Genomic DNA, 12,364 nt, shown 5'->3' with positions numbered 1-12,364 from the left:
GCCCGGGGGACCCGTGCCTCCTACAGGAGCACGAGCAGCTTGGTCCCGGGGACCAGTTTCCGGTTGACCGAGGTCGACTGGACGAACACGGTGTACGCCGCGTTGCTCCCGGGGGTCACCGTGACCTCCGTCTGCGGCAGGCCGAGGAGCTGCCGGGCCGCGGGGCCGGTGAAGACCTTCCCGGTCGTCCGGCCGGTGGCGGGGTCCTTCTCCGCCACGGCGATCTTCTTGCCGGCCTGGATCTTCTCCCGCTTGGACAGCTCGTAGAAGGCGCAGCCGGTCCGGTACGGGTGCCCGGCACTGGTGACGAAGTCACGGATCGACGTCTGCCGGTCCACCGGGATCAGCACGTACTTGCCGGCGCCGAGGGACTGGAGGCTGGACTTCACGTCGTCCGTGCTCAGGTCCTGCCCCATCGCGAAGAGGTTCCTGGTTCCGCGCACGCCCTGCTCGCGGTCGCGCAGGAACCTCGTGGCGGCCGACTTGACGGTGCCGATCGCCTCTTCGACGCCCTGCGCCGAGTCGGCGTCCCAGATCGAGATGTTGCCCGTCGGGAAGCCGTACTGCTGGGCGGTGCGCTTGGCCAGGGAGTTCGGCACCATGATGGCCGAGGTCCAGTGATCGGGGAGGCTGTTCATCTTCCGGGTGATCCGGTCGCGCCAGGTGTCGAGGACGGCGCGGCCGTCGGGAAGGTGATCGTGGCGCGAGCCCGTGGTGTCCGCGCCGGACGCGTTCTCCTCGCCGTCGGTGACGACGACCTGGAGGAAGCTGTGCTCGCCGTACTCCTCCCATATGTGGCCGAGGTCGTCCAGCGCCTTCACGGACGCCTGGATCAGCGCGGTCGCGCCGTTCTCCACCGTGTACAGGCCGCGCATGGACGGCAGGTGCTTCACGTCCATGTCCCACACCAGGTTCTCCACCAGGTGGTCGAAGGCGTAGAGACTGATCCGGGTCTCGTGGCCGAGCCGGTCGGACTCCTCCTGCAACCCCTTCACGAACTCGTCCACCACGCGGATGAGCTGCTCCGAATGGCCCCTCATCGAACCGGACTTGTCGATGACGAGAGCAACGTGGTTCACGAAGTGCTTCTTGAGGCGGTCCTTCACCGTTGCGCTCATCGCGTCGGTTCCCTTCCGTTCGTCTTCCCCGCGGGCCGCGTGCGGTGCCCTGGGGGAAGCGGCTTCCTCCGTGGAGGCATGCCTGTTGGTGTCTCGGCCTGGTCAAGTCGTCGGGCGTCTGCGTGAACCGGTGACGAACGGTCGCCGCGCACAGCACGGAACGCCCTCCTCCGCCGGTGGACGTCGCATGCCGGGCTCGCGCAACCCGGCAGGGAATCCGGTCCGTTCGGATGGTGGTTCCACTCTACGGAGCACCACTGACAACGCCGGGGGACCGCCGGCCGCGGCCGCCTTCCGGCACGGCGCACACAGGAAGCAGGCCCCCTGCCTCCGAAGGGGCGGGCCGCGCGCATCCGACACCCCGTCACCCTGTCGAGTGGATCTCCGCGCGCTCGCCGGACCCCGGCCGCCCGGGCTCGTGATGATGCAGGCGTGAATACCGAACCCACCAGGTCCGGGCGCCGACGCAGGAGCCTGGCCACGTCAGGTCTCGTGTGCCTCACGGCGCTGTCCGCCCTCGTCGTGTCCCCGGCCTCGCCCGCCGTCGCCCGCCCGCTGCCCGCCCGGGCCGACGGCGGTACCGCGGCCGTACGACCGCCCACGCCCCCGGCGGAGGCCGCCACCGACGCGTACCTGCGCTCGATCCGCCGCGACCCCAAGGCTCTGCGCCGCTTCTTCGAGCGCATGCCCAAGGGCGGCGACCTGCACAACCACCTCTCCGGCGCGGTCACCACGGAGTACCTCATCGAACTGGCCGCCGAGGACGGGCTGTGCGTGGAGACCGCGACGATGACGGCCAGGACCCCGCCCTGCGGGCCGGGCACCCGCCCCGCCGCCGACGCCCGCACCGACAAGGCCTTCCGCGACGCGATCGTGCGCGCCTGGTCCATGCAGGACTTCCCGCCCGGCGGCAACGGCCACGACCACTTCTTCGACACCTTCGGCAAGTTCGGCGAGGTGTCCTGGCGGCACCGCGGCAAGCTGCTCGCCGACGTGGCCGACCACGCGGCCGCCCAGAACCAGTTCTACCTGGAGACCATGGTCACCCCCGCCTCGGAGAGCGCGAAGAAGCTCGCCGACCAGGTCGGCTGGGACGACGACCTCGCCGCCCTGCACCGCAGGCTCGCGGCGGGCGGCGGACTCGACCGGCTGGTGGCCGAGGCGGGCAGGGAGACCGACGACTCCGACGCCGAGTTCCGCACCACCGAGCACTGCGGCACCACCGCGGCACGGCCCGGCTGCGCGCTGACCGTACGCTGGATCTCCCAGGTCTCGCGCGGCGGTTCACCGGTGCGGGTCTTCACCCAGATGGCGCTCGGCATGCGCCTGGCCGAGCGCGACCACCGCTACGTCGCGGTCAACCTGGTCCAGCCCGAGGACTGGGACAGCTCCCTGCGCAACTACAGCCTGCAGATGCGCATGCTCAAGTACCTGCGCGGCGTCTACCCGCACGCCCACCTCACCCTCCACGCCGGGGAACTGTGGCCGGGCCTGGTCAAGCCCGAGGACCTGAAGTTCCACATCAAGGAGGCGGTGGACGTCGCCGGTGCCGAACGCATCGGCCACGGCGTCGACCTGGTCCACGAGGACGACTGGCAGCGCACCGCCCGCACCATGGCCGCCCGGGAGACCGCCGTCGAGGTGCCCTTCTCCAGCAACGCCCAGATCCTCGGCGTCAAGGGCGCCGACCACCCCTTCGGCACCTACCGCCGCTACGGCGTACCGGTCGTCCTCGCCACCGACGACCCCGGCGTGAGCCGCATCGACATCACCCACGAGTACGCGTACGCCGCCCGGACCTACGCGCTGGGCTACGCGGAGCTGAAGGACCTGGCGCGCGCCTCCCTGGAGTACGCCTTCGCACCGGGCGCGAGCCTGTGGCGGGGCAACCCCACCCGCTCCGGGTACGTGGCCGCGGCCGCCTGCCGCGGCACGCGGCCGGGCGTCGACCGGCCGGGCGCCGCCTGCCGCCGTCTGCTGGACTCCAGCCTGAAGGCCCGCCTCGAGTGGCGTCAGGAGACCGCCTTCCACCGCTTCGAGCGCACCTTCGCCCGTCGCGGCTGACCGGGTCCGCCCGGGCCGGTGCCCCCGCCCCGGCCCGGGCGGCTCGGGTAAAGTCGGTGCGTCACCGACCGGCTCCGAGCAGGGCCGCACCCCGGGTGTCAGTACCACCGCGGCCGTCGCCGGAAGCCACTCGAAAGCAGGATCCGAAAGCACATGAGCAGGTACGGGTTTCTCGTCTCGCCCTCGCACAACCGGGTGTACGCCCGCTCCGCGCCCGCCCTGGCCATGGCGGAACTCCGGGCGTTCGGCGAGACCGTGATCGACGGCGGTGTCCACGACGTCGCCGTCACCGAGATCGGCGGCGTGCCCTACGTCACCTTCACCGCCGAGCCGCTGTCGGACACCGCGGTCCGCCTGCTGTCGAACCTGTCCTCGCTGTACGCCCTCTTCGCCGTCGAGCAGCCGGACGTGCTGCGCCCGGTCGTCAAGAAGCCCCTCGACCTGTTCAGCAGCGACCTGCTCACCATCCAGAAGTACGCGGGCAAGACGAACGAGGACTTCACCCGGCTCCTGGTGAACGTGACCGCGCTGGCGACGGACACGCCGGGCGGGCTGCTGACCGGCGAGATGCGGCTGTTCGACCCGATGTGCGGCCGCGGCACCACGCTCAACCAGGCGGTCATGTACGGCATGGACGCCAGCGGGCTGGACATCGACCCCAAGGACTTCGACGCGTACTCGGCGTTCTTCCGCACCTGGCTGAAGAACAGCAGGCTCAAGCACCACGCCGAGACGGGGACCGTCCGCCGCAACAAGGCGACCCTGGGACGGCGGCTGCAGGTCGGCCTCGGGGCGTCCAAGGAGCTGTACCGCGAGGGCAGCACCATCGACGTCACGGTGGTCAACGCGGACACGCTCAGAAGCGGTGACTTCTTCCGCCGCGGCGAGTTCGACCTGATCGTCACCGACGCCCCGTACGGCGTGCAGCACGGCAGCCGCCCGCACGGCGGCGGCAACGCGGGCCGGCTGTCGCGCAGCCCCGTCGACCTGCTGGCCGCGGCCGTCCCGGTGTGGGAGCCCCTGCTGCGGCCCGGCGGCGCCATCGGCATCTCCTGGAACACGCTGGTGGCCGGGCGGGAGCAACTGGCCGGGATCCTCGCCGGCCACGGGTTCACCGTCCGCGACTCCGAGGCGTACCAGGGCTTCGTCCACCGAGTGGACCAGGCGATCAACCGGGACATCATCGTGGCCCGCAAGAACTGAGCCCGCCCGGACGGGGGGTGCGGGGTCCGGTGTCACCGGGCCGGCGGCGGCCGGGTCGCGCGCCGCGTGGACAGCGCCGACGATGAGGTCAGGACTCCCCCCACCCGAAGGACGGGCCATGCATCTCCCGCCTCGCGCAGGCCTCGCCGGGCCGCGCCCCATCGCCCTGGCGGTGGCCGTACTGACCTGCATGCTGGCGGCCGGCACGCTGACCGGATGCGGTGGCGGCAACGGCAACGGCAACGGCAACGGCTCGGGGTCCGCGCGCACCCCGAGCGCGCCGGACACGGCGTCCTTCTCCGCCGGGACGCTGCCCTCCGCGCTCGCCTCGTCCGCGTCGGCGGCGGTTTCCTCCGCCCGCGCGTCGGCCTCGGCGGCGGCGTCCTCCGCCGAGGCGCGCGCCTCCGCGTTCGAGGCGTCGGTGTCGGCGGACACCGCCCGCTCCGCCGCGGCGGCCGAGAAGGAACTGAAGGGCGTGCACGGCAGGGGCAACGCCGTCTCCGAGGTCGGTGTGACCGGGCTGCCCAGGGACCGCACCGGAGGGGTGCTCGCCGTCCTGGTCACCATCACCAACAAGACCGACCGCAAGGCGTCGTACGCCGTTCAGATCGACTTCGTCGACGCCGGCGGCAAGGTGGCCGAGACCCGGTACGTCGGGGCGCAGGACCTGGAACCGGGCAAGAAGGAGCAGCCGATCGCCTTCAGCCGCCGGTCGGAGGAGGAGAAGCTGACGGCACGCCTGACGAAGGCCCAGCGGTACTGATCCGGCGAAGCCCCGGCGGTGCTCGTCCGGCGCAGGCCCGGTGCTGCTGGTCTCGTCGAGGTCCGGCGCCGCCGAGAGCCGTGGCGCGCGCGAGCGGCCCGGGGACCGCGCCCGTCGGGGCGGACTCCGGGCCGCTCAGCTCATGTGCGGGGCGGGGATCAGCAGGCGCCGAGGTCCTGCCAGACGCCCCACTCGCCGGTGGTGCCGGGCTCCTCGCCCGTCGTCCACCACTTGGCCTTCCAGTTGTGGCCCTTGTACGAGACCTGCTGGCCGCCGGTGTACACCGCGGACTTCGACCACGGGGCGGCGGTGCACTGGTTGCCGTTGCCGCCGGTGACGGTCAGCGCGTACGTCGCCGAGTGGCTGCCGGAGGCGCTGGAACCGGTGACGGTGAGGGTGTAGGTGCCCGAGACCGCGGCCGAGGTGGTGGCGAGGGTCAGCGTCGCGGATCCGCCCGCCGTGACCGAGGCCGGGCTGAGCGAGGCGGTGACACCCGCGGGGGCGCCGCTGACGCTCAGGTTGACCGTCTGCGCCTTGCCCTTGGTCACGGCCGTCTTCACCGTGGCGGTGGTGGACTGGCCCGCCGTCACGGTCCCGGAGGAGGAGCCGAGCGTCACCGAGAAGTCGTCGGCCGGGGCGGTGCTGCCGCTGGTGAACGGCTCGAAGATGTGGGAGAAGTCCCAGGTGTTCTGCTGGATGCCCGAGCAGTTGTCGGCGGCGGCGCCGCCCGCGCAACTGCCGTTGTCACGCTGGAGCGCCCAGAAGGACAGCATGTTGATGCCCTTGGAGACGGCCCAGTTGTAGACCGTCGTGGCGTTGGCCAGGCTGAAGGTCTCGGCCGGTCCGAAGTCGTCGACGCCGGGCATCTCGGTGATGCCGACCATGCTCCACAGCTGCGCGGAGGTCTTGTTCGGGTAGAGCTGGGCGAGCGTGTCGACCAGGCCCTGGGCGGCGGTCTGGGTGTCCTTCGCCATGTCGTGGGACTGGTTGTCGTAGTAGTCGAACGTCATGAGGTTGACGACGTCGACCCGGGTGCCGTTGCTCACCGCGTTCTGCAGCAGCTTGACGCCGTTGTCGGCCAGGCCGTGGGTGGTGGTCGGCACGGTGTAGGAGAACTCCACCTTGCGCCCGTTGGCCGCCGCCCAGTCCTGGACCAGCTTGATCGCCTTGTTGCGGCGGTCGATGCCGGCGGCGTTGTCGATGGAGTCGGCCTCGATGTCCATGTCGAGCCGTGAGATGTCGTAGGTCGTGATGACCTTCTCGTACGCGGCGGCGATCTGCTGGACGTCGGTGCAGCTGTCGGCGATCTCGGTGCCCGTGGTGTCGGCCGTGTAGCCGCCGAAGGACGGGATGACGTCCCCGCCGTTGGCCTGGATCGTCTTGATGTCGCTGCCGAAGGTCGAGGAGGAGACCGGCATGCCGCTGTCGCCGTTCCAGTACGGCGTGCAGGAGCCCTTGGAGGCGGTCTGGAGGAACGCCATCGTCAGGTGTTTGGCACCGGACTGGGCGGCCAGGGCGGCCGGGCTCTCGCCGGTCCAGGCCTCGAAGTAGGGGGCGAAGACGTGGGCGGGCAGCGGTGTCGCCGCCTGTGCCGTGCCGGTGCCCGTCAGGGCGAGGCCGACCGAGGCCGCCGTGGTGACGGCCGCGGTGAGGACCGCGCGGAAGGAACGCATGAGTCTCATGTCAGTCCCGGTGTGAGGAGGTGGGGAGTTCGCCGATTCCCTTACGGGGGAGAGGAGTTGATGCGTATGGGATAGCGCCCGCGCACCGGGTGGGTCAATGGTCTGGACCAAAATGGGACTAGACCAATCCGGCGGGTTTGCGGTCCTCCGCCTGGACAGGGCCCGCCGCGGCCGACTGGACCACGGCCGGGCCCTGCGGCGCGGCACCGGACAGCCGACGCTCCGGCCGCGGGCCGGGCGCCGAGGCCGGGTTTTCGGTCTGCCGTACGACGCCTCATACCAGAGCGGGACGCTCCCCGGGGGATTTCGCCGACTGCTCATCGCACATGATGCATCGGTGACTACTGTGAGTGTCCGCCGGACGACGTAGAGGCGCTCTCCATGGCCTGGCCGACCGGCACAGCGATGGCACATGCCCGCTCGCGCCCCCGCGCGAGCCCCCAGGCCCGACGGACCAGTACGAGGAACAGATGTCTCACCTCCGCGCACCGGCCGCCCGTGCAGACCGCCGTGAGGGCGGACGGCACGGACGGCCGGTCGCCCGCCCCGTCCCCTCGCTGCCCGAGACCCGCATACGGCCCCGACTGCTGCGCCTCGCGGTGCTGCCGCCGGTCGCGGTGGCACTCGGCGCGGGCGCGGCCGTGCTCTTCACGGTGCGCTCCACCGGCGCACGGCCCGGTCCCGCCCTGTGGGCGGTGCTCGCCGGGGCGCTGGCGGTGACGCTCACGGGCATCGCGGCCGCCGCCGTCGCCGCCGGGCGTGCGGCCAGGTCCGTGCACGAGCGTCTCGGCGCGCTGCGCCGCAGCACCGCGCGCCGCGAAGCCGACCTGCACGCGCTCGTCGATTCCCTGCGGCACGGCGAGGCCCCGCCGCAGCGCACACCGTGCGGCAATCCGCCCGCCGACGCCGACGAGTTCGACCTGCTCGCCGCTGACCTGGCCCGCGTCCACGAGGGCGCGGTCACCGCCGTCGTGCAGGCCGCCCAGCTCTCCAGCCAGGCGGGCAGCGAACAGAAGCTGGAGGTCTTCCTCAACCTCGCCCGGCGCCTGCAGTCCCTGGTGCACCGCGAGATCTCCATCCTCGACGAGCTGGAGAACGAGATCGAGGACCCCGAGCTGCTCAAGGGCCTCTTCCACGTCGACCACCTCGCCACCCGCATCCGCCGCCACGCCGAGAACCTCGCCGTCCTCGGCGGTGCCGTCTCCCGCCGCCAGTGGAGCCACCCCGTCTCCATGACCGAGGTGCTGCGCTCCGCCATCGCCGAGGTCGAGCAGTACTCGCGGGTCAAGCTCGTCCCGCCGATCGACGGCCGGCTGCGCGGCCACGCCGTCGCCGACGTCATCCACCTGCTGGCCGAACTCGTCGAGAACGCCACGGTGTTCTCCGCACCGCACACCCAGGTCCTGCTGCGCGCGGGCCTCGTGACCTCCGGGCTCGCCGTGGAGGTGGAGGACCGGGGGCTGGGCATGCCGGTCGGCGAACAGGTGCGGATGAACGCCCTGCTGGCCGACCCGGACCAGGTCAACGTGGCCAGCCTGCTCGCGGACGGCCGTATCGGGCTGTTCGTTGTGTCCCAGCTCGCCCGGCGGCACGGGATCACCGTCCGGCTGCAGACCAACATCTACGGCGGTGTGCAGGCCGTGCTCGTGGTGCCGCAGGCACTGCTCGGTGCGGAGACCGGGGCAGGAGCAGCGGGAGAGGCGGGGACGGGGGCCGGGTCAGCGGGGCCGGCACTCGCCGCCCCGGACGGCGGGGCCGGGGTCCGGCCGGGTGCGCAGGTTCCCCGGGACCCGCAGACGCGAGCCGGTGCCGAAAGGCTCCCGGGTGCGGACGTGCCACCGGGCGCCGAGGCGCGAGCGGACGCGGCGAGCGGAGGGCCGCAGGCTCCGGTACCGCCGCCGTACCCGACCGCTCCCGCCGCGCCTCCCGCCCACGCGCACCCTGCACCCTCCGGACACGAGGCCGCCCTGACCGTCGTGCCGCCCGGGCACGACACCTCGGCGGCCTCCGTACCGCCCGGGCAGGACGGCAGCGTGGCGCCCGTGCCTTCTGGACGCGACGCCCTCGCGGTCCCTGCTCCCTTGGGGCCCCACGGCCTGGTGGCCTCGGGGCAGGCCGGGCAGGACGGCAGCGTGGCCTTCGCGCCCTCCGGGCAGGACGCCCTCGCGCCCGCCGCACCCACCGCGTCCTCCGGGCAGGACGGCAGCAGCCTGACCGTCGTACCGCCCGGGCAGGAGGGTTCCGGGACCCCCGTACCGCCCGGGGGCGGTCGCCCGCGTTCGGCTCTCCCGTCCCGGGCCGACGGCACTTCCGCGGCCGGGCCGTACGCCCCGCCCGGCGGGGGCGACGGGCCCGCGCCCCTGCCGCGGCGCGGTGCCGGGCAGGGGCGGGCGAACCCGGCGGAGGCGGTGCCCGGCATCCGTCCCGAGGACCGGGCCGCCGTCGCCGAACACGCGGGGACCCTGCCCGTTCCGCGCGGGGACGGCATGGTGCGCGGCACCATGGACCTGCCGCCCCAGCTGCCCCGGCGCCGCGCGCAGCAGCACATCGTGCCCCAGTTGCGCGGCGGCCCGGCGGCGCCCCGTCAGGACAGCGAGGACGTCGCGGGCCACGACCCCGGTCTGATGGCCGCCTTCCAGCGCGGTATCGGACTCGCCGAGACCCGGCAACGCCGGGCTCCGCTCCTGCCGGACGCGGTATCCCCGGCCGGTCCCGGCATCCCGTCCGCCGCGGCCTCCCCGGACCCGTGGGTCTCCCCGGAGCCGTGGGTCTCCCCGGAGCCGTGGGCCTCGCCGGAGCTGCGTGGGTCCGCCCCGGCGGGCGCGCACGCACCGCAGGATCCGCCCGCGGACGAGGAACCCGACGGCTCACCCGGACCGGGCCTCGCGCCGCCCCCGGACCCGGGCCCGTCACAGGCCGCGTCACCGGTCCCGCCGTCACCGGCTCGGCCGCAGCCCGCGTCACCGGCCGTACGCCACGACGGGAGCGCACCCGCCGGATGACCACCCCCGCACCCCTCACCGCTCCCCCTCTCGCCCCTACCCCCGCCCCCGGCGGTCCCGCAGACCTTCGTACCCCAAGGAGTCGATCCACCATGGCGAGCGATGCGCCGACCGGCCATGTTTCCGACCTCGACTGGCTGATGAGCGGCCTCGTGCAGCGCGTACCGCACACGACCAGCGCGGTCCTGCTGTCCTGCGACGGGCTGGTCAAGTCCGTGCACGGCCTCGACCCCGACAGCGCCGACCACATGGCCGCGCTGGCCTCCGGCCTCTACTCCCTCGGCCGCAGCGCCGGCATCCGCTTCGGCGACGGCGGCGACGTACGGCAGGTCGTCGTCGAACTCGACTCGACCCTGCTGTTCGTCACCACCGCAGGATCCGGCACCTGCCTCGCCGTGCTCGCCGGCCGGGAGGCCGACGCGGCGGTGCTCGGATACGAGATGGCGATGCTGGTCAAGAGCGTCCGCCCCTACCTGGTGACCGCGCCCCGGCAGCACAGCGCCGAACCCCCGGCGCTGAGGCCTTGAGCGCGGCGACGGCCGGTGACGGGCCCTGGCTCGACGACGCGGCCGGGCGGCTGGTGCGCCCCTTCACGGTCAGCAACGGCCGTACCCGGCCCAGTGTCGCGCTCGACCTCATGTCGCAGGTGATGGCGACCGGGGTGACGCCTCTGGGCTACCTCGGACCCGAGCACGGCCAGGCACTCGACCTGTGCCTGTGCCCGGTCTCGGTGGCCGAGGTGGCCGCCCACCTGAAGCTGCCGGCGGCGGTGGCCAAAGTGCTGCTCTCCGACCTGGTCGACTGCGGCGCCCTGACCACCAAACCGCCCGTCACCCACCACCACCCCACCGACCGGGCTCTTCTGGAGGCAGTGCTCGATGGACTACGACGACAGCTCTGACTACGACGACGGCCGTGCGGACGGCCGCGAGGGCCGCACCGATCCCTTCCCCACCGCGCTCAAGATCCTGGTGGCGGGCGGGTTCGGGGTGGGCAAGACGACCTTCGTCGGCGCCGTGAGCGAGATCGCGCCGCTCAGCACGGAGGAGCTGCTCACGACGGCGGGCGCGGACACGGACAGCCTCGACGGCGTCGAGAACAAGGCCGAGACGACCGTGGCGATGGACTTCGGACGCATCACCCTCGATCCGCGGCACGTGCTGTACCTGTTCGGCACACCCGGCCAGGAGCGGTTCTGGTTCATGTGGGACGAGCTGTCGGAGGGCGCCCTCGGCGCGGTGATCCTCGCCGACACCCGCCGCCTGGAGGAGTGCTTCGCCGCCGTCGACTTCTTCGAGCGGCGCGGCCTCGCCTTCATCGTCGCCGTCAACGAGTTCGACGGTGCCCACCGTTACGCCCCGCAGGAGGTCCGCGCCGCGCTCGACCTCGACCCGGAGATCCCCGTCGTGCGCTGCGACGCCCGCATCTCCAGTTCGGGCGTCCAGACCCTGCTGACCCTCGTACGCCACCTCATCTCCCACGCGCCCGCGCCCGCGCCGAGCCACGGCGCCCACCTGTGATGCCCGACCGCACCCCGTCCCGGAGCCCGTACATGACACGCCCGTACCCGACACACGCCCGCAGCGCCGGAGCCCGGTCATGACCTACGACCCGCCCCGCCCGGCAGGTCGCCTGCTGCTCACCCCGGAGGACAAGGAAGGGCCCGCCCGGGCCCGGCGGTTGCGCCGGCTGGGGCTGGGCGAGCGGGCCGAACCGGCTCTCGACGCCTTCGCGGACCGGCTCGCCGGCCGCACCCGCGCGCCCTACGCCATGGTCAACTTCCCCGGCGAGCAAGGACAGTTCTTCGCCGGCCTGCACCGGCCGTCCCGTGACGTCCTGGACGTGGACGCGCCGGCGCCGGTCGCAGCGGTGGGACCGGCCGGTCCCGGCGAGGCGGCGGGAGGTGAGGGGATCCGACGCGAACTGGGCCGCCGCCTGGCCCGCGACCACGGGTTCTGCCCCCACGTGCTGGCCCGGGGCAAGGCGCTGGTGCTGGAGGACGTCCGTGACTACCCGCGCTTCGCGGGCAACGCGGTCGTCGACGAGTTCGGCATCCGGTCCTACCTCGGGGCCCCGCTCCTCGACAGCGCGGGCATGGTGCTGGGCACGGTGTGCGTCGTCGACGTCGAGCCGCGGCCGTGGGGCCGGGAAGGACTCGGCACCATCAAGGCGGCGGCGGACGAACTGAGCCGGCGGCTGCGGCGGCGCGAGGCGGTGGACGGCCCCGACGGCCTGTCGCCGGCCTGAACCGGTCAGGGATCCCGGGGGTCCGCCGCCGGGCTGAACCCGTCAGCGACCCCGAGAGTCCGCCGGCGAGCGGAACCGTCAGGGATCGCGGGGGTCCGCCGCCGGGCTGAACCGGTCAGGGACCCCGACGGCCCGGCCGTGTCGTGGGCCGCTTCCGGACGGCGTGAAGGAAAGCTGTGGCCGTGATTAAGAAATCCTCGATGGACCGGCGCACCCCGCGTACGGCAGATTGCCTGGTGATTCCACCCCCTCGTCCCGGATGCGGGTCCCTTCGGCGTGCGCCGG

At 73.0% G+C, this 12,364-nt stretch carries 9 protein-coding genes and 1 pseudogene; 8 read left to right on the top strand and 2 right to left on the bottom strand.

Translation table 11 applies throughout. The features are described from left to right. Positions 1–20: 20 nt before the first annotated feature. Positions 21–1,118 carry a vWA domain-containing protein gene (locus tag AC6I72_RS04440; protein WP_497999554.1) on the bottom strand — a complete coding sequence of 366 codons (1,098 nt, stop codon included), beginning with the start codon at positions 1,116–1,118 and terminating at the stop codon, positions 21–23. A 432-nt stretch (positions 1,119–1,550) separates the two neighbouring features. On the opposite strand from AC6I72_RS04440, the gene AC6I72_RS04435 reads away from it, so the two are divergent. From AC6I72_RS04435 to AC6I72_RS04425, 3 genes are all read left to right on the top strand, one after another. Then, positions 1,551–3,182, top strand: a complete 1,632-nt coding sequence (locus AC6I72_RS04435; protein WP_497999553.1) for an adenosine deaminase family protein — start codon at positions 1,551–1,553, stop codon at positions 3,180–3,182. Positions 3,183–3,335: 153 nt separating this feature from the next. Then, positions 3,336–4,385: a TRM11 family SAM-dependent methyltransferase gene (locus tag AC6I72_RS04430; protein WP_497999552.1), complete on the top strand. Its 1,050-nt coding sequence runs from the start codon at positions 3,336–3,338 to the stop codon at positions 4,383–4,385. A gap of 118 nt (positions 4,386–4,503) precedes the next feature. Then, the gene (locus AC6I72_RS04425; RefSeq protein ID WP_497999551.1) at positions 4,504–5,148 is read left to right on the top strand and encodes a hypothetical protein; all 645 of its coding nucleotides are present in this window, start codon (positions 4,504–4,506) and stop codon (positions 5,146–5,148) included. Between the two features lie 158 nt (positions 5,149–5,306). On the opposite strand, the gene AC6I72_RS04420 is transcribed toward AC6I72_RS04425, so the two are convergent. Beyond that, on the bottom strand, positions 5,307–6,830 hold the full coding sequence (locus AC6I72_RS04420) for a chitinase (protein WP_497999550.1): 1,524 nt from the start codon (positions 6,828–6,830) through the stop codon (positions 5,307–5,309). Positions 6,831–7,300: 470 nt separating this feature from the next. On the opposite strand from AC6I72_RS04420, the pseudogene AC6I72_RS04415 reads away from it, so the two are divergent. From AC6I72_RS04415 to AC6I72_RS04395, 5 genes and pseudogenes are all read left to right on the top strand, one after another. Then, a pseudogene (locus AC6I72_RS04415) lies at positions 7,301–8,926 on the top strand (sensor histidine kinase); the annotation flags it as partial. 998 nt (positions 8,927–9,924) lie between these two features. Continuing rightward, entirely contained in the window at positions 9,925–10,359 is a 435-nt protein-coding gene (locus AC6I72_RS04410; RefSeq protein WP_037864036.1) for a roadblock/LC7 domain-containing protein, read from the top strand. Beyond that, a complete protein-coding gene (locus AC6I72_RS04405) occupies positions 10,356–10,733 on the top strand; it encodes a DUF742 domain-containing protein (protein ID WP_037864035.1) in 378 nt (125 codons plus the stop codon). Before AC6I72_RS04410 ends, AC6I72_RS04405 begins: the two co-directional genes overlap by 4 nt. Then, positions 10,711–11,352 (top strand): GTP-binding protein, encoded by a 642-nt coding sequence (locus AC6I72_RS04400; RefSeq protein ID WP_497999549.1) that lies wholly within the window; start codon positions 10,711–10,713, stop codon positions 11,350–11,352. Before AC6I72_RS04405 ends, AC6I72_RS04400 begins: the two co-directional genes overlap by 23 nt. Before the next feature lie 79 nt (positions 11,353–11,431). Next, positions 11,432–12,079 carry a GAF domain-containing protein gene (locus AC6I72_RS04395; RefSeq protein WP_497999548.1) on the top strand — a complete coding sequence of 216 codons (648 nt, stop codon included), beginning with the start codon at positions 11,432–11,434 and terminating at the stop codon, positions 12,077–12,079. Positions 12,080–12,364 lie beyond the last annotated feature (285 nt).

The organism is Streptomyces sp. Xyl84 (genome assembly GCF_059731885.1).
This window is presented reverse-complemented; position numbering and strand designations above follow the sequence as displayed.